The organism is Gardnerella rara (genome assembly GCF_055452355.1).
Genome location: NZ_JBVBJP010000006.1, coordinates 13421 through 31778 on the forward strand (window position 1 = coordinate 13421; position 18358 = coordinate 31778).

The window sequence follows — 18358 nt, forward strand, 5'->3', positions numbered from 1 at the left end:
TATGGAGTTCCATGGTTAGAAGAAAACATGGTAACTCTCAGGAGCATATTACAAAGCATATTTTTGTTACTGGTGGCGTTGTTTCGTCCCTCGGAAAAGGTCTTACTGCATCGTCTTTAGGCAGGCTTTTGCGCAGCCGCGGTCTTCACGTTTTGCAACAAAAACTTGATCCTTACATCAATGTTGACCCAGGTACAATGAACCCATTCCAACATGGTGAGGTTTACGTTACAGAAGATGGCGCAGAAACAGATCTTGACATTGGTCACTACGAGCGATTCCTCGATGTTTTTCTTAGCCAAAAAGCTAATGTTACAACTGGCCAGATTTATCAATCCGTGCTTAGAAAAGAGCGCGCTGGCGAGTATTTGGGTCAGTGCGTGCAGGTTATTCCACACATTACTGGCGAAATTAAATCGCGTATGCGTGCGCAGGCTAGCGACGATGTAGACGTAATCATTACGGAAATCGGCGGTACTGTTGGAGACATTGAATCTCAGCCATTTTTGGAGGCAGCTCGCGAGGTTCGTCGCGATTTAGGCCCAGAAAACTGCATGTTTGTACACGTTTCGCTTGTTCCATACATTGCAGCCGCTCACGAGTTGAAGACTAAGCCAACTCAGCATTCCGTGATGATGCTTAGGTCTCTTGGCATTTCTCCAGACGCTCTTGTTTTGCGTTCGGATCGTCCTCTTAATCAGGGCATTAAAGACAAGATTTCGCTTATGTGCGATGTTGATGCCGAAGGTGTTGTAAATTGCGTGGATGCTCCAAGCATTTACGATGTTCCAAAGATTTTGTTTAACGAGGGCTTGGATGCGTACGTTGTGCGTGAGCTTGAGCTTCCATTCCACGATGTTGATTGGAACGAGTGGGAAGATTTGCTTGAGCGCGTACATCATCCAAAGCATGAGCTAAACATTGCAATTGTTGGCAAGTATATTGATTTGCCAGATGCATATCTTTCCGTTACGGAGGCCATTAAGGCTGGCGGTTTTGCAAACTGGGCTAAGGTAAACGTGCGTTGGGTTGCTGCCGATAAGTGCGAAACTCAAGAAGGTGCTGCTGCAGCTCTGGACCAAATGGACGGCATGGTTATTCCAGGCGGATTTGGTATTCGCGGCATTGAAGGCAAGATTGGCGCGCTCCGTTACGCTCGCGAGCATGGCCTGCCAACTCTTGGTCTTTGCCTTGGATTGCAATCTGTGGTTATTGAGTACGCTCGTCACGTGCTTGGACTTGAAGATGCTAATTCCACAGAGTTCGAAAAGGATTGTGGAGATCCAGTAATCGCAACTATGGAAGAGCAGAAAGATATTGTGGCTGGTAAGGGAGATATGGGTCACACAATGCGACTCGGCTCTTACCCTGCAACGCTTGAAGAAGGCTCTATCGTTGCTGAGCTTTACGGCTCTACGCATGTTACTGAGCGTCATCGTCACCGTTACGAAGTGAACGTGGCTTATAAGGATCGCTTGCGCGAAGCCGGTTTGCGTATTAGTGGCCAAAGCCCAGATGGTAATTTGACTGAGTTTGTGGAGCTTCCTAAGAGTGTTCATCCATTCTATGTGGCAACTCAGGCTCATCCAGAGTTTAAGTCTCGCCCAACTAAGCCTCATCCTTTGTTTGCTGGATTAGTGGCGGCTGCTCTTGATCATCAGGCAAATAACGCCAAGTGATTTAATCTGCTAGCAATTTGACTTAATTTATTAAGTGGTGTAAAATCGTGATTTTGGGTGCGATTTTACACCACTTTTTATTTGATTAATATTTGAATATCTTGATGCATATCTTGCAGTGTTTAACATATTCGTTACATATTCAGCATGCAAATTTACATTTTTGTAATATAACTACAGATGTAAAAGACTTGGTAAAATATCATATAAAATACGATTTAATCCAATAATTTTCTATAATAATAGTTATTTTTATGATTTATAGGCAAAATAACAGTAAATTTTACATTTAGACTTTAAGCTTGCGTTGTTTAATAAAATCCGTATGATTGAATTTTAATCAACGAAGAGGCCTCCTTATTGGCTTTGCAAAGAATCCATCTGGCAATAAATACTAGGTGGATTTTATTTATTAAGCCTGTAAGCCTGTAGCCTGTAAAGCCTGCAAAGCTTGTAATGAGACTTTTTCGTGATAATTAATTGAATCCTGCCATACCCAACGTTAGGAGAAAACATATGAAGAATAAGGCATTACTTTTTGCCGCAGCTGCGTGCTCGGTTGCTATGCTGCTCGGTGGATGCGGTTCTTCTGCCTCGAAGACCGCTCAAACAAATGGTGGTAAGGTTATTATTACCGTAAACGACTCCGAGCCTCAGAACGAGCTTGTTCCAGGAAACATTAACGAAAATGCTGGCGCTCGTCCTGCTGTATTGGTCAACTCCACGTTGGTCACTTTTGATGAAAAGGGCAACACGGTAAACGAGGATGCCGAGAGCGTAACTCCAAACGCGGATGCAACTCAGTACACTGTTAAGCTTAAAAAAGACAAGAAGTTTAGCGATGGCACCCCAATCACCGCAGAAAGCTTCACCAAGGCTTGGAGCTTTGTAGCAAACGCTAAGAATGCTCAGAAGTGCGCTTCCTTCTTCCAAACCATTAAGGGTTACGAAGACTTGCAGAAGAAGGACACTAAGGGCGACGAGCAGCTTTCTGGTTTAAAGGTTGTAGATAAGTACACCTTTACCGTTGATTTGAACCAGCCAGATTCCGTGTTTGCTATTAAGGTTGGTTACCTTGCATTCGCTCCACTTCCAGAATCCTTCTACAAGAATCCAAAGGCTTATGGCGAAAAGCCTGTTTCTTCTGGCCCATACCTGTTTAAGTCTTGGGATCACAACAAGCAGATTGAAGTTGTAAAGAACCCAGATTATGATGGCCCACGTAAGGCTCAGAATGATGGCGTTACCTTTAAGATTTACACCGATGGCACCGCTGCTTACCGCGATGTTCAGTCTGGCAATCTTGATATGACCGATAACATTCCAGATACCGAAACTAAGACCTTCCAAAAGGATAAGACTGTTACTGCTTACAACCGTCCAGGTTCCGTAATCCAGCAGTTCGGTATTCCTGCAAAATTGCCACACTTCGATGTAACCACCGAAGAAGGACGCTTGCGTCGTCAGGCTGTTTCTATGGCAATCGACCGCGAAACCATCATCAAGAAGGTTCTTAACAGCACGGCATCTCCTGCAAACGAGTTCACTTCTCCTTTGACTCCAGGCTACAAGGCAGATCTTAAGGGTCACGAACACCTTAAGTTTAATGCCGCAAAGGCTAAGGAGCTTTGGGCAAAGGCAGATAAGATCTCTAAGTATGATGGTCCTCTTACCTTTACTTACAACGCTGATGGCAACGCTAAGTCTGTGTTTGACGCAGTTGTGAATTCGTTGAAGAACAATCTTGGCATCAATGCTGAAACCACTCCAGTTCCAACATTCCAAGAGTTCCGTAACGCATGCTCCAACCGTCAGATTAAGGGTGCATGGCGTGCAGGCTGGATGCCAGATTACCCAAGCCCAGAAAACTACTTGACTCAGGAATTTGCTTCCGTTGCTGCAGATGGAAATGGCTCCAACGAAGCTGATTACAAGAATCCTAAGTTTGATGATTTGCTTAAGAAGGCTTCTTCTTCTCAGCCAGCTGAGGCAACTAAGCTTTATCAGCAGGCTAACGAGATTCTTCTTGAGGATCTTCCATACATCCCGCTGTTCTACTCGAACGCTAAGGCTGTTATGGTTCCAAGCTTGAAGGGCTTTGTAATGGATTGGCAGAACATGCCACTTTACTACAAGCTTCACAAGTAAAGATCTAAGATTAAGTAGCTATAGTAAAAAATAAATCATAATTGAATAGCATGTAAAAACGTGCTGCTGCCTTCGAATGGCGAATAAAATTACAAAATTCTATCCGCTGTTCGAGGCAGCACTTTGTGTTTTTACTTAGGTTGGATAAATAGTATGCAATCGCACAAAAGTTGGGTATGTGCTTTGCGAATTTTTAAGTAAGTATATAAGGAGAAACCAATGGGTAAATATGTTCTGCGCCGTGTTCTGCAGATGATTCCTGTGGTTCTCGGCACAACATTGTTGGTGTACGCTTTGGTGTTTGCTTTGCCTGGAGACCCAGTTAAAGCAATGTTTGGTGATAAACCAATTAATCATGCGGTAGAAGCACAGATTCGTGCCGAGTATAACTTGGATAAGCCATTTATTATTCAGTATTTGTTGTTCTTAAAGAATGCGCTTACTCTTGATTTTGGTCATACTTTTGCTGGCCAGCCTGTTATTGACGAGATTGGCCGCGCATTTCCAGTAACCATTAAGCTTGCGTTGATGGCGTTTGCCTTTGAAGCTTTGTTCGGCGTGGCTTTTGGCATAATCTCTGGCTTAAAGAAAGGAAAGTGGTACGACAGTGTAATTCTTGTTGTATCGCTTCTTCTTATTTCTGTGCCAACATTTGTTACTGGCTTTATTGGCCAATACGTGTTTGGTGTTAAGTGGCAAATCATGCCTGTTACTGCAAGCAATGACCCAGGGTTCTACGATCTTCTTCTTCCTGCAATAGTTCTTGGGTCTGTTTCAATGGCCTATATTATTCGACTTACAAGGTCGGAAATCTCTTCGAATATTGCACTTGATTATGTTCGTACGGCTCGAGCAAAGGGCTTAAAAGAAGGCTCCGTTATTGTTCGACACATTTTGCGAAATTCACTTATTCCTGTTGTTACCTTCTTGGGTCAGGATTTGGGCGCGCTTATGGGCGGCGCTATGATTTCGGAAACAATCTTTAACATTCATGGCGTTGGCTTCCTTACCTATCAGGGAATTTTAAAGGGAGAAGGAAACCTTGTTGTTTCTATAGTTACGCTTCTTATGTTGATATTTGTAGTCAGCAATCTTCTTGTTGACATGTTGTACGCGGCTCTAGATCCGCGCATTCGCTACGCGTAAGGAGAGCAGACATTATGGAAGATAATTTGATGGAAAATAATTTGACTACAAATAACGCAAATTACAATACTCTGCCAGGCCAGGAACGATACGTTGCACCTCTTGACGATACACCTCTTCAAGAAGTTGATTCCGTAGACGAGTCCGCTCCAGCTACAAGCATGTGGGCAGACGCTTGGCGATCTTTGCGCAGAAACCCACTGTTTATTGTTTCTGCAGTTTTGATTATTGCAATTATTTTCGTTGCGCTTTTCCCAGGCGTGCTTACAAAGCACAATCCTAATTATTGTGTTTTGGAGAACTCTCTTGAGCCAGCTTCTGCAGCGCATCCATTTGGATTCGACATGCAGGGCTGCGATATTTACGCTCGAGTTGTATACGGAACCCGCACATCTCTAAGCGTTGGCTTGCTTGCAACCGCCTTAGTGGTGTTAGTTGGATCGCTAATTGGCGCTTTAGCTGGATTCTTTGGTGGATGGGTTGATGCTGTTCTTAGCCGAATCACCGATATCTTCTTAGCTTTGCCAATGCTTTTGGGTGCAATCGTAGTTTTGCAGATGTTCCGTACATCTAAGTCGATTTGGAAAATCGTGTTTGTTATGGTTCTTTTTGGATGGGTAGGCGTTGCTCGAATCGCAAGAAGTGCCGTAATGGAATCCAAGAATCTGGAATTTAACACGGCATCCACGGCCTTAGGCTCTACGCCAATGCGAAATCTGTTCCGCCATATTATTCCAAACTCGTTAGCTCCAATCATTGTTGTAGGCACAACTTCTCTCGGTTCTTACATTGTTTTGGAAGCAACACTTAGCTTCTTGGGTATTGGTTTGCCAACTACAACCGTTAGCTGGGGTGTAGATATTTCTACTGCTAGAAATGTTCTTACTACAAATCCAGAAGTCTTGTTCTATCCGTCTATTGCGCTCGCTATTACTGTTCTCGCCTTTATTATGATGGGCGACGCTGTAAAAGATGCGTTGGATCCAAAGAGCCGCAAGGCGTAAGTTAGCGTGGAGGAATAGTGATTATGAACACAGCAACACGTAAAAATGTAGATACCTTTGCAATGCAGCGCGAGCAGGGTCCTTTGCTGGAAGTCAAAAATCTTCAGGTTGACTTTACAACGGATTCTAAAAAAGCTGTACATGCTGTTAGAGATGCTAGCTTTAACGTTTACCCAGGTCAGTGGGTTGCAATCGTGGGCGAATCTGGTTCTGGAAAGTCCACTTCGGCAATGGCGGTTTTGGGTTTGCTTCCAGGAACAGGCCACGTTACGGGCGGTTCTATTAAGCTAAAAGGCCAAGAAATAAGCAATCTAAAGCCAAAAGAGTTTGCAGCTTTGCGTGGAAGCGCAATGGGATTGGTTCCGCAAGACCCTATGAGCAACTTGAACCCTGTGTGGAGAATTGGCACGCAGGTTAAAGAGGCTTTGAAGGCAAATGGAGTTGATGTTGATCACGAGAAGCGTTCCGCTTTGGCAGAAGCTTTGGCTGGAGACGCTGTAGAAGTAAAAAGCAATGATGACGAAACATTCCTTGGTTCTAAGGAATTGGGTGCATTGTTGGAAGAAGCAAAGCAGGCTTTGGCACAGGTTGGTCTTAGTGAGCAAACAAATGCCGAAAAGTTTAATGAAGCCATGGAATACTACAAAAAAGAGTGGGTTCCAGGCTCCGAAACTCGTTGGCGCGTTGCAGACGATTTAATCAAGTACGGTGTGAACGACGACAAAGCTTGGGAAATCGCCAAGAAGTATGTTGTTGGTGCAAGCGTTGAAGACCGTATTGCTGGCTTGCTAGATGAAGCTGGTTTACCAGATGCTGCAACTCGCGCACGCCAGTTCCCACATGAGTTTTCTGGAGGCATGCGCCAGCGCGCGTTAATCGCCATTGGTTTGGCTTGCCGACCAGATTTGCTGATTGCAGATGAGCCAACTTCCGCACTCGACGTTACTGTGCAAAAGCGTATTCTCGACCATTTGCATACGCTTACCGATTCTCTTGGAACTTCCGTTCTGTTTATTACTCACGATTTAGGTTTGGCTGCGGCTCGCGCACAGCACGTTGTTGTTATGTATAAGGGTCGTGTTGTTGAATCTGGTCCATCTTTGGACGTTTTGCAGCACCCGCAGCATCCTTATACTAAGCGATTAGTTGCAGCGGCTCCAAGCCTGGCTTCTCAGCGAATCATCTCCGTTAAGGAGCATGGCGGTAACGCGGATAATTTGCTTGAGCATCACGTAGTGGGTGAGCAAACTCTGGAAAAGAGCGAGCATATTATTACGGTAGATCACTTAACTCGCGAGTTTAAGCTTCCGCGTAAGAAGGAGCTGTTTAAGGCTGTTGATGATGTTTCGTTCTCTATTAAGCGCGGAACAACGTTGGCAATCGTGGGTGAATCTGGTTCTGGTAAGTCTACTGTTGCAAACATGGTTTTAAGGTTGCTTAAGCCTACAAGCGGAACTGTTACCTACGAAGGCAAGAATATTGCCGACTTAAAGGGCGCGGATTTGCTTGACTTCCGCCGCCATGTGCAGCCAGTGTTCCAAAATCCTTACGGTTCGCTAGACCCAATGTATTCGATTTATCGTTCGATTGAAGAGCCTTTGCGTATTCATAAGATTGGAAGTAAAAAGAGCCGTCAGAACCGCGTGCGCGAGCTTTTGGACATGGTTCGCATGCCTGCTTCTGTTATGACTCGATTCCCGAACGAGCTTTCTGGTGGCCAGCGTCAGCGCATTGCGATTGCGCGTGCAATGGCATTGGATCCAGATGTAATCGTTTGCGATGAAGCGGTTTCTGCGCTAGACGTGCTTGTTCAAGATCAGGTTTTGCATTTGCTTAACGATTTGCAAGCGGAGCGCGGATTAAGCTACTTGTTCATCACTCACGATTTGGCTGTGGTTCGTCAGATTGCAGACGAGGTTGTTGTTATGCAACACGGAAAGCTTGTTGAGCACGCTACAACCGACGAAGTGTTTGATCATCCGCAAAAGGAGTACACTCGAGATCTTCTCGATGCAATTCCTGGTGGAAATCTGGAACTTGGATTGGACTAGTGCAAGATTTGTATTAGTGCAATAAAGGTGCAATAAAGATGCAATAGATAAAGGTGCAGGAGATAAACTTCTGCACCTTTGTTTTATAGGTACTTGCGAAACTTTAGAATCTTCGCGTGTTTATATTTGCGTGTTTATATTATTAAATCATGGCTGATTTTTCTCATATTCTTGCAACGCGTCCAGATTTTGACGAGTCGGATCGCGAATGGCTTCATCATCTTGTAGCAGACTGGCAGGTTATAGCAGATTTAAGTTTTGCAGACTTGCTCTTGGTTATTCAAAATGGCAATGGCGATTACGTTGTAGCAGAACAATGCCGTCCATCTACAGCAATAACGCTTAGAACCGAAGATTTACTCGGCGTAAAGCTAGATGAATCAATGCACAAAGAGCTAGAAGCGGCAATGAGCAAAGAAACAAGCTTCCACTCTTCTGTTTTAAGAACTGTTGGTAGAGCTACTGTTTGCAACGTTTATGCTCCTGTTCGTCACAATGGCAAAACGCTTGGCTTGGTTCTTAGGGAAACAAATCTTGCAACAAGAGAATCAAACGGTAGGTACGAGACGGAAAGCATTAATGCTGGCAAAACTTTGTTCGACATGATTGCGCGCGAGCAGTTTCCGTACCACGATTCAATGCTAAATCAGCGCCACAATGCTCGAGTTGCCGATGGTTTTATTGTATTAGAAGAAAGCGGTGTTGTGCGTTACGCTTCTCCAAACGCAATCAGCTGCTTCCGCAGACTTGGTGGACTAGACACTATGCAAGGCGAGTTTTTGTGCGAATTTGGAGCGCGGCTTCTTCGCACAAACGATGTTGTTCCCGAGAGCTTGCCTTTGGTTTTAAGCGGTAAAGCAGACGTTGATTGCGAGCTAGAAGTAAACAATTCTGTTGTGTCTATGCGCTCGCTGCCGTTATATGGGCCAAACGATCGAACTGGTGCGGTTGTTCTTTGCCGAGATGTTACAGAGGTTCTTAGAAGGGAAAAAGAGCTTCAAACTAAGAACGCTACTATTTCCGAGATTCATCATCGCGTTAAGAATAATCTTCAAGCTGTTTCCGCATTGCTTCGTTTGCAAGCTAGAAAAACTAAGTCTCAAGAGGTTCGTAAAGAGCTAGAAGAGGCTCAGCGGCGCGTTCAGACTATTGCTCTTGTTCACGAAGGCTTAAGTCAAACAGCGGACGAGGTTGTTGACTTTGATAAAGTGATTTCTAGTTTACTTAAAATGTCTATTGAGCTTGCTTCGCAGAATCAAAATATTACAGTTGATTTTTGTGGTAAATTTGGCAAACTTGCGGCTCAAGATGCCACGCCTCTTTCACTTGTTTTAACCGAGCTTGTTACTAATGCGGTGGAGCATGGTTTTGAAGGCATGAGTGAGGGTCATATTAAGATTTCCGTTGGCCGCGGTGGAGACAATCTTAGTATTGTTGTAGAAGATAATGGTGGCGGAATCGAAAGCGAATCCTTGCATGGAATGGCAAAATCTTCTGGCTCTGGATTAGGCACTCAGCTAATCAATACCTTTGTTACTAACGACTTTGGAGGCACTGTTAAGTGGGAATCGCGCAGAGAGGGTGGAACTCGCGTTCTGCTAGATATTAAGCTGCGCGTGCCTGGAGTAGAGTAGTCTATCTACTTAAAATTCGGCGTTTTGATTTCTGCGCGCTCGCATTGCTCTACGCTTTAGCGAGCGCCTTTCGTCTTCACTAAGGCCGCCCCAAACGCCGTAATCTTGGCTTGTTTCTAGAGCGCATCTTAAGCAATTGTCTGCAACGTTACAAGTTCGGCACACCGCTTTGGCTTCTTCAACTTGCTGACTGGATGCACTGTTGTTTCCCACTGGGAAAAATAGCTCAGGATCCTTATCTCGGCAAGCTGCTTTGGAACGCCAGTCGAATGCGCTACTCATAAGTAAATAACCTCTTTTTTAAACGCGTTTACACTTACTAATCAAAGTTGTTAGATTTTACATAAAAACTATCCGCACTCAAGGAAAGCATGAATATAACTTTTTTTCAAGACTTTTACAAAAATTTTTTAATCTTTTTGAGTGATTTAAATCATATTTTTATGTAAAACTCAAGATTTGCAGCAAATTAGCGCTTCCAGGAATAATCATTATGCATCTTCCTGGAGTTTGATAATCTTCTACGCTTAGTGTTTTTAACAAGTCGGCAGGTATTCCAAGCATAGAGTCCGTTGCACAATCGCCTGTTGGAAAGATTATTCTTACTGGCGCCTGCTCTGGTATACGTATGTGTCTTGCGTTTTGGGCGCAAAATACAACTGTTGTTTTAGAATCTTTTAACTTGCATTGTAATTCTTGCGACTTTTCATCGCTTCTAAAAGGTTCTAAAAGCAAGTCGGCATCGTCGTTAATATAAAGGTTCTTTGAATCTTGATTTTGTAGTTTAATCGCATTTTTAATTACATTTATAAGATTAGTTTTGCCGCGTTTGCTTGCGCCAATAATCGCTATGTTTCCAAGATTTGTTGGCAAAATTGCTTCGCTTAGGTTAATCCCGTCGTCTTTTAAGCCTATTAGAAGTCCAGATTCTCTATTTTCTGTATTTTTGCAGTATCTATTAAGCGTTGAATTATTTAAGTATCTTGGAAGGGGAGCGCTAAACAATTGTTTAGGTGCTTTATAGCAATAGAATTTTCCAGCTAGCTTTATTGCCTCAATCAGTGAATTTTTATTTTGACTTTGCGAGCATTGTAACGCCACTATTCCGTCTCCCGTATTGCAGTATGCAGCTCCAGGATTATTTGGGTTTATACTTGCGGCGGCTTGTGAGCCGAGTAGTTCGTGTGATTGCATGGCATCTCTAACTCTTAAGCAAATGTTTATAGACATATTTGCTTTCATATCTGTGTTTACTTGCCCCATTGGGTTTTGTGTACACGCTATAAGATGCATTCCTAAAGACCTTCCAACCGAAGCTATGCGTATTAGTCGATTTATGTAGTCGGGGAGCTGATTTTTAAGAGCGTGGAATTCGTCTATAACAATTACCATTGCAGGCTCGCTTGGATTTACTTGACTAATATCGTGGCAGCCTTGATTTGCCACCAATCTTTCTCGCCTGTCTAATTCCATCTCTAATCCGCGCAATGCTCTTGCTGCGTGTTTAAGATTTAAGTCGCCAACGTTTCCAACGCTGTGTGGCAAAGTGGAAAGAGAATCGAATGTTGCTCCGCCTTTAAAATCCATAAACACAAATTGCAGTAACTTTGGTGAGTATTTAAAGGCTAGCGCCAAGCACCATGATGTTAGTAAAACAGATTTTCCAGCACCAGTTGTTCCAGCTACAAGAGCATGAGGGCCATTTTTAACAAGATCTATGCAAAAGTATCCGTTGCTGCTTATTCCGATTGGAGCTACTAGGTTTTTATATGATTTAAAAGGGTTTTTAGAAGACACTAGCCAAGCGTATACAACGTTTTTCCAAGGAGGAACATGATTATGCATGCTCTTAGAATTGCTTGCAGAATAAATTTGATTTGCATTGTTAATTAGCATTGCTTCTAGGTTGATTGGAACAAGAGTTCCTGGAATGCCTTGAATATGAGAAGCAACTGTTGTTTTGCCAAGTTGAATACTTTGATTCTTTTTATTTTTTGCGCAATTTTTGTTGTTTTTGTTTGAGTTATATTGAACAATCTGCGGTATTAAGCATGCAATATACATCATTATGCTAGGAACAACCATTGCAAGCATCATCCAGCTTTTTTGCAAAAATGCCATTATAGCAAGTGCAATATTGGCCAAAATAGGAACGACGTTTGCTGTTATTTGCATCCAAAACATTGGTTTTGAATTTAGGTTTTTAGCATTGTTTTCATTATTTTCGTATTCCATAACGCAATAGTGCATGGCCATTACAAAATACGCAAGAAAAATTTAGCAATGTGGTTAAAGGCTAAATTGGCTTGGCTTGATTGGCTAAATCGACCGAAGGGGCTTGATTGGCTAAATCTAGTCTACTGTTCTGCTAGCGTTCCAACGCTCCCAGGCGCATGCGTTCCAGCAGATAATTGATTGAATAAGTCAATGTTTTTAGCATCGTCTAGCAAAACCGATGAGCCAACTGAATACACCCAATAATCTGGGTTTGTCCAATAAACAGTGCCCGTTACTCCGTCTTTTCCTGTTGCTTCTTTAAAAGCAAGACCCATGTTTAATAGTGTTCCAGGATTTGAGTTTTCGTCTAATATTGTAGAATCGAGTGAGGCTTTTGCAAAACCTTTTACGGTTGAAAAGTTTGTAAGAGTGCTACTTGATAAAGCTTTTTTCATTATTGCGCTAATTACCATTCGCTGTCTTGCTGCTCTTCCAAAGTCGGATTGCGGATCTGCATATCTCATTCTAGAAAATGCCAATGCAACATTTCCGTCTACGCTGTGGCATCCTGCAGTCCAATTAAGTCCGCTGTAAGCGTCGCTAACTGTGCGATCGTAGCATAAATCTATTGTTCCCAGTGAGTTTACAACGTCTCTAAGCCCTGCAAATTTTATTTCTGCAACGTGGTCTATTTTGTGACCCGTAATCTTTTCAACGGTTTTTGTTAGCGTTCTATTTCCAAGATCTTGCGCAACCGTGTTAATCTTCATTTGCTGGCCGTTTATAGAAACAAGCGAGTCTCTTGGAATGGATATTAGGGAACTATGCCCATTTACTGGCTTTGTTAAAACAAGAATCGTGTCTGTTCTAAAGCCAGTTATTTCTTTTGCTTCTTCGCCTTCTCGCTGATCCGATCCTAAAATTAGCCAAGTTGTTTCTTGAGTATCTGGAGTGTCTGTTAGCCAATTGCTGCGCTTAATCTGAGAATCTACCCAGTTCCAAGATAAAACGCCTATTGCGCCTGCAAGAATAAGAATTATTACTAAAGTTAGAGATAAATACTTTAATACGCGATGCTTTTTTCTAAAAGTAACCGCTCCAACAGCTGGATTATTTGCGATTGGTTTAACTTCATTTTGATTAGCGCTTTGGCTACTTCTTCGAGGCCTTGGCTCAAAAGATGGAGCGAGTTGAACTCTTTGATTATTGCTAGCTTTGTTTTCTTCGATTTTTGGCGCGCTATTTGCTTCGTTTTCTAGCTCACTGTTTTTGTGCGCTTTTCTAGGCGGAAAGCTTGGTAGGGAATTGGAATTTGCACTTTTATTGCGCTTGTTAGACGGAGCAAAGCTAGGTGGAATATTTTGATTTCCCAAAGCGTCTTCTGGACGTTGCTGGCTCATTTATCCTCCCTAAGCCACGCGTTTGCAATCTTGCTAGCGTCTGTTTGTATGCATTAGTTATTGCTAAAACTATCAATGGCATTATAAAGCAACGTGGTTATAAACGTTGTAACAACGTTGCTTTTGCCAAGTGTATTATTTTCCTTTTGGAACTGCGCATATTGTATTGTTTAGATACTTATCTGCAATTCCCATGTAGTGACCAGTTTCTGGGTTTCTTATTGTTCCGTCTTCTGGGTTAACAATTCCGCCGCTATTCGGGTCAATAAGCCTGCCCAAGCTATCTTTTGCTAATCCAGTTTTTGCGTCTACGCGACCAATTTTAACTGCGTTTGGATCTGCAGAGGAATTAGAGGAGTTAAGACTATTTTCGCCAGATTCTGTAGAATCTTCAGAGTCGGCAGAGTCCGCGCTAGACGAATCGGAGTTTTCTTTAGAATCGCTCTTTTTGCCATTCTTTGCGTTCTTTTTTGAAGACTTTTTACCTTTATTTGGTTTTTCGCCTAGATTTTTAGTTAATGGCTTATCTTCTTGCATTAAATCCCAAACATCTTGAGCGCTATCGTCTAAAATAACACGATTTGCATCGTAAGGATCGGTTGTAACCGGTATTGTTTGAGCGTAAATGTGCGAAGGCTTTAGATTATGAAGACTTGCAGCCAAAGCAACTAATGTTGTAGGGTTTGCAAGACCTTGACTCATATTAAGCGATTTTAGAGCTGACTTTGCAAGCTGATACAGCTGAGCTGACTGCGTTAGTAAGTTCTTAGATAGCGCTTGATGAATAAGCTGCTTAAGAAGATACTGCTGGCGAGTTGTTCGCATAATATCGCTTCCGTCGCTTGCGCTATCGTGCCTCATTCTTGCGTATTGCGTTGCTTGAACACCGTCTAGGTGCTGAAGTCCGCGCTTTAGATTAACGCCAGTGTAGTAATCCCTAGTGTTAACAGGAATACACAGGGTTACTCCGCCAATCGCGTTAATCATGTCGCTTAAGCCACTAAAATCTGCAACAATAAAATCAGTTATGTTTAATCCAGTAATCTCGTTTACTGTTGCAAGCGTGCAAGATGCTGCGCTAGCTAAATCTCCGCCTTTAGCATAGCCAAGAGCAAAAATCGAGTTAAACATAACTTTACGTCTAGCAGGAATTCTGCCATTAGAAGTATCGCATGCTGCAGCCTTAACCATTGAATCTCTAGGAATTGAAACAATATTTATATAAGACCTATCTGCGCTGATTTGAACAACCATTGCAGTATCTGACTGATGGTTTTCGTCTTCGCCGCCACCTTGGAAAGATCGGTTTTTACCTTCTCGAGTATCTTGGCCAAGAACAAGAATGTTAATGGTTTTGCCAGCATTAGGGTCTATTGTTTTAGCTTGTTTGCTATCTTTTGCAATAGTGGTTATAACGCGTGAGCTGATTGTTGAAGAAAAATCAAGCCATATGGCTGCGATTATTGTAGTTAAAAAGACTAGAACGGCAACAATTGCCATGCAAATGATTTTACGAGAGGTATTTAGCATCTGACTATTGAGAGTATGGTGCGGTGCGGAAGAGTCCCAATAGTTAGTTTGGTACCGACGGTCTTGATTATACCGAGAGGCTGCCATGCTTCCTTCTTTCGTAAATACACATATAAACCACCATTATAATGCATTCTATTGAGATTTTTAAACATGCATAATACACACCCCTTGCGTAAACTATTGTGTATGGATTCAATAACCGCTGAAACTAGCACCTTTGAAAACGATGCTTTACAAGTCTTCTCTACTTTAAGTAGAACACAGCCTCGTGAGGTTGATTATTCTATTGCTTCAATAATGAGCGTTGAGCAAGATACGCGGTTTTATGAAGAAACTTTGCATGCGGTTATAAATCAAAGTGTGCTTCCTGGAACTATTGTTATAGCTGATTGCGCTAGTCGCGTTAAAAAAGAGTTAGTAAAGACTTTTAGCGTTCAAATCGAACCAACTCAATTAACTGGATTAATTTCTAATGCAGATTTTTCCAACGCAAATCAAACTTTTAGTAATGCGTATGGCAATGCGTACAGTGGCAATAACGCTGAATCCTATAAAGAATATAAACAAATAAAAGTTGTTATTCTTCCTATTAAGTCTGCAAAATCATTTGGAGACGCTGTAGAAAAGTCTTTAAAAAAATTGCTACCGTTGCAGGGTGTTAAGTCGTTGTGGCTTTTACATGATGATTCAAAACCTGCCAACAGCAAATGTCTTGAAGCTCTAAGGGAGACTTGGCGAAACACTCCAACAGCTTGTGTTCTTGGAGCAAAGCAGGTTGATTGGCAAGGCAAGATTCTTCATAACGTTGGCATGTATGCATGGAAGCATAAAGTGCATTCGCTTAGCGTAGAAGGTGAGCCAGATCAGGAGCAGTACGATTTTAGGGGAGACGTTTATTCTGTTTCTCTTGCAGGTGCTTTAGTTTCGCTTAGCACTTGGCAAACAATGCGTGGAACACAGCCTTGGCTTACCACTTTTGAAGAATCTAACGATTTTTGTAGGCGAGTTATTTTAAGCGGTGGGCGAGTTGTTGTTGTTCCAAAAGCCATAATCGCGCATAGAAGAGCGCGTTTTGATGGGCTTCGCACTAGGAGTGGCGAAGAGCGTGATGCCGAAAAAACTACAGTTTGCTACGGTCTTGCTTATTCGATTATGGCAAAGCAAAGATACCTGTATACAGATGTTAGCGTTATTATGTGGCCGCTTATCTGGCTTTTAAGTGTTCCAATGTCTTTAATTCGCGCGCTTCAGTCTTTGTTTGCTAAGCAGCCGTATGTTGCGTTTATGCGTCTTATGCTTCCTTGGATTGCGTTAACTCAGCTGCCTCGCGCTATTTTTGCAAGAAGACGAGTGTCTAGAGTTTCAAAAGTTTCGTTAAAACGACTCACTTCTCTTATAGCAAGTCGCAGCCAGATTACGCGTTGGAAAGACAAGACTGTTGCTTTTAAAACTCAAAAAAAGGGTGTTATTTTAAGTCCGCTTGCAAGAAAGCACTTGCATAGAAGAGTTTTGCTTAGATGGAGTGCTGCGATTTGCGCTTCGCTACTTGTTTTTGTAACCGTCATGCTTCTTTACGGAGCGCCGATTAATAAGATTCTTTCTGGGTCTTCGCTTTATTCAAGTCAGCTTCTTTCTACTGGCGCCGATTTTCCAAGTCTTTTTAAATCTGCGATTGGAGCATATATTCCAGACGATGGTTTTGCGTCTGCACTCCCACCGTCTCCGCTTCTTATGATTTGGATGCTAGCTTCCATTGTGTTTGGTGGAAATACTGTAGCCGCAATAAACGCCATATTCTTCCTTGCAGCTCCAGCCATGCTGTTGAGTTTTTGGGCGCTTGCAGGCGTGTTTACTAGATCAGACATTGTGCGAGTATGCTCAGGCCTTTGCTGGACAATGATTGCAATGGCATTTGGCGTTTTTGCTAGAGGCGATCTGCCAATGATTTTAACAATGGTATTTTTGCCAGCCGCGTTTGCCTTTGCTTTCCATGCCGTGGGAATGTATGTTACAGAAGATCCTGTTGTTCCAGTTGCATCAGTTCAAAGTGCGGCTTGCGCATCTTTGTGCTTTATGGTTCCGCTTGCTGCAAGTCCTCAGCTTTTGCTGCCAATGTTTGTTATTTTTGTTGCAGCAATTATTATGGTGCGTTCGCATCGCTTTATGCTTGCGCTAATGCCTATTCCATCTATTTTGGTTCTTTTACCAACATTGGGTAGCGTTGTGCGCTATTTTGAAGCTGGAATGTGGCGCCAAATTTTTGCCAGCATGGCTTTGCCTTCTCAAAAAATAAATGGCGCTCCTAGAGTTAGTAGCTATATAGACGTTTTGCTTAGAGCATTTAACATTGATTTGAATCATTTTTCTTCGGGGTCAATGTTTATTTTGCAACTTCGCGGAATAATCATGATTGTGTTCGCAGCCTTAGCTGTATTAATGGCTTTGTGTGCTCTTGCTCTTCCGTTTGCTTTAAGAGCTTCAAGAATGATGTGGGTTGTAATTGTTAGCGGAATGGCGCTTTCTTTGGCTGCTTGCCGTGTTGTTATTGCTTCGGATTTTGACGGTCCTATTGCTGCAAGCGTTCTTCCAGGCGTATGCTTGAGCGCGCTTGGCGTTCTTACTTGCATGTGCATGGTGGCAGGAAAAGCCGTTCGTAGGTTTGAGCCTTTAAGAAGGTCTAATTCCATTAATCAAGATAATAATCCAGACGATTACACTACGCGTGCTTCTAAGCGTGCGGCTATGAGGCGTTCTGCTAAGATAATGATGAAAAAGCTCATTCATCTTGCAAGAGGAATTTTAGCTTTTGGCATTTTTGCTGTTGCTGCTTTGCTTGGATTATTTGCAATTATTAGCGGGCCAGTAACCTCTGTTTACGCAAGCGATAATGGCCTGCCAATGGTTGTTTCGGATTACTTAAATAAAAACGAAGCTAATCGAGTTCTTGCCATTAAGGCTGTAAATAGTCGCGAACTTAATGTCTCGATTATGCGTACGTCTCGCGGTGATTTGGTTGATTTATCTCCATCTTTGCAAGTTAGAGATGTTTTATACGGGTATTCTCCTAGTACAAATACGCTTTATTATGCAGCTTCTAAGCTTCTTTCTCATGCAAGCGATGAGTCGATTGAAACCTTAAAGCAGCTTGGTATTGGTGGAATTTACATTGTTAATGATTCTAAAGCTAAAGATAATTTAGCCGCTACCAATTCAATGATTTACACAGAAGGCTCTGCAAATAAAGATGCAACCGAAAAGCTGATTGCCAATGTTAACGCTTCTGCAGGCACACAACTCGTTGTTTCATCTAATCATGGAACCTACTGTAGATTCGATTCTCTACCAGATTCATCTGCTTCTAAAACGTCGATTTATAGCCATTCGCGCCCACTTTCTTGGAGGCTGCCGTGGATTGTTATTTTTGTATTAGTGCTGCTATTGTATTGCCTTGTTGCTTTGCCTCGTTTTAACAGCAATAACGTAATAGAACGTGGATGATTAGGATTAGTAGGATTAGTAGTTAGAAGCTATGATTGATTAGACGGA

At 42.6% G+C, this 18358-nt stretch carries 11 protein-coding genes; 7 read left to right on the top strand and 4 right to left on the bottom strand.

Annotated features, from left to right (window positions below; genetic code table 11):
• The first annotated feature begins 11 nt into the window (after window positions 1-11).
• The 6 genes from ACZ0NX_RS05835 to ACZ0NX_RS05860 all read left to right on the top strand — a co-directional run bounded on the left by ACZ0NX_RS05835 (window position 12) and on the right by ACZ0NX_RS05860 (window position 9662).
• Window positions 12-1679, top strand: coding sequence for a CTP synthase (locus ACZ0NX_RS05835; RefSeq protein ID WP_415689214.1), 1668 nt, complete (start codon window positions 12-14; stop codon window positions 1677-1679).
• 516 nt (window positions 1680-2195) lie between these two features.
• The gene (locus ACZ0NX_RS05840) at window positions 2196-3827 is read left to right on the top strand and encodes a peptide ABC transporter substrate-binding protein (RefSeq protein ID WP_464406086.1); all 1632 of its coding nucleotides are present in this window, start codon (window positions 2196-2198) and stop codon (window positions 3825-3827) included.
• Window positions 3828-4046: 219 nt separating this feature from the next.
• The gene (locus ACZ0NX_RS05845; RefSeq protein ID WP_060786464.1) at window positions 4047-4973 is read left to right on the top strand and encodes an ABC transporter permease; all 927 of its coding nucleotides are present in this window, start codon (window positions 4047-4049) and stop codon (window positions 4971-4973) included.
• A 14-nt stretch (window positions 4974-4987) separates the two neighbouring features.
• The gene (locus ACZ0NX_RS05850) at window positions 4988-5977 is read left to right on the top strand and encodes an ABC transporter permease (protein WP_060786465.1); all 990 of its coding nucleotides are present in this window, start codon (window positions 4988-4990) and stop codon (window positions 5975-5977) included.
• 23 nt (window positions 5978-6000) lie between these two features.
• Window positions 6001-8028: a dipeptide ABC transporter ATP-binding protein gene (locus ACZ0NX_RS05855; RefSeq protein WP_464406088.1), complete on the top strand. Its 2028-nt coding sequence runs from the start codon at window positions 6001-6003 to the stop codon at window positions 8026-8028.
• Window positions 8029-8177: 149 nt separating this feature from the next.
• Window positions 8178-9662, top strand: a complete 1485-nt coding sequence (locus ACZ0NX_RS05860) for a sensor histidine kinase (RefSeq protein ID WP_060786467.1) — start codon at window positions 8178-8180, stop codon at window positions 9660-9662.
• 9 nt (window positions 9663-9671) lie between these two features.
• Here the strand turns inward: ACZ0NX_RS05860 and ACZ0NX_RS05865 are convergent, their stop codons facing one another.
• The 4 genes from ACZ0NX_RS05865 to ACZ0NX_RS05880 form a co-directional block, all read right to left on the bottom strand.
• Entirely contained in the window at window positions 9672-9944 is a 273-nt protein-coding gene (locus tag ACZ0NX_RS05865) for a WhiB family transcriptional regulator (RefSeq protein ID WP_060786468.1), read from the bottom strand.
• 159 nt (window positions 9945-10103) lie between these two features.
• A complete protein-coding gene (locus ACZ0NX_RS05870; RefSeq protein WP_464406143.1) occupies window positions 10104-11897 on the bottom strand; it encodes an FtsK/SpoIIIE domain-containing protein in 1794 nt (597 codons plus the stop codon).
• Window positions 11898-12019: 122 nt separating this feature from the next.
• The gene (locus ACZ0NX_RS05875) at window positions 12020-13279 is read right to left on the bottom strand and encodes an LCP family protein (RefSeq protein WP_464406090.1); all 1260 of its coding nucleotides are present in this window, start codon (window positions 13277-13279) and stop codon (window positions 12020-12022) included.
• Between the two features lie 135 nt (window positions 13280-13414).
• Entirely contained in the window at window positions 13415-14896 is a 1482-nt protein-coding gene (locus ACZ0NX_RS05880) for an LCP family protein (RefSeq protein WP_464406092.1), read from the bottom strand.
• A 102-nt stretch (window positions 14897-14998) separates the two neighbouring features.
• Here ACZ0NX_RS05880 and ACZ0NX_RS05885 point away from each other — a divergent pair, with 102 nt between their 5' ends.
• The gene (locus ACZ0NX_RS05885) at window positions 14999-18310 is read left to right on the top strand and encodes a glycosyltransferase family 2 protein (protein ID WP_464406093.1); all 3312 of its coding nucleotides are present in this window, start codon (window positions 14999-15001) and stop codon (window positions 18308-18310) included.
• Window positions 18311-18358: the final 48 nt, after the last annotated feature.

Coding starts and splice junctions, on each gene's coding strand:
- ACZ0NX_RS05835 (WP_415689214.1), top strand. CDS start 12: ATGGTTAGAAGAAAACATGGTAACTCTCAGGAGCATATTACAAAGCAT.
- ACZ0NX_RS05840 (WP_464406086.1), top strand. CDS start 2,196: ATGAAGAATAAGGCATTACTTTTTGCCGCAGCTGCGTGCTCGGTTGCT.
- ACZ0NX_RS05845 (WP_060786464.1), top strand. CDS start 4,047: ATGGGTAAATATGTTCTGCGCCGTGTTCTGCAGATGATTCCTGTGGTT.
- ACZ0NX_RS05850 (WP_060786465.1), top strand. CDS start 4,988: ATGGAAGATAATTTGATGGAAAATAATTTGACTACAAATAACGCAAAT.
- ACZ0NX_RS05855 (WP_464406088.1), top strand. CDS start 6,001: ATGAACACAGCAACACGTAAAAATGTAGATACCTTTGCAATGCAGCGC.
- ACZ0NX_RS05860 (WP_060786467.1), top strand. CDS start 8,178: ATGGCTGATTTTTCTCATATTCTTGCAACGCGTCCAGATTTTGACGAG.
- ACZ0NX_RS05865 (WP_060786468.1), bottom strand. CDS start 9,944: ATGAGTAGCGCATTCGACTGGCGTTCCAAAGCAGCTTGCCGAGATAAG.
- ACZ0NX_RS05870 (WP_464406143.1), bottom strand. CDS start 11,897: ATGGAATACGAAAATAATGAAAACAATGCTAAAAACCTAAATTCAAAA.
- ACZ0NX_RS05875 (WP_464406090.1), bottom strand. CDS start 13,279: ATGAGCCAGCAACGTCCAGAAGACGCTTTGGGAAATCAAAATATTCCA.
- ACZ0NX_RS05880 (WP_464406092.1), bottom strand. CDS start 14,896: ATGGCAGCCTCTCGGTATAATCAAGACCGTCGGTACCAAACTAACTAT.
- ACZ0NX_RS05885 (WP_464406093.1), top strand. CDS start 14,999: ATGGATTCAATAACCGCTGAAACTAGCACCTTTGAAAACGATGCTTTA.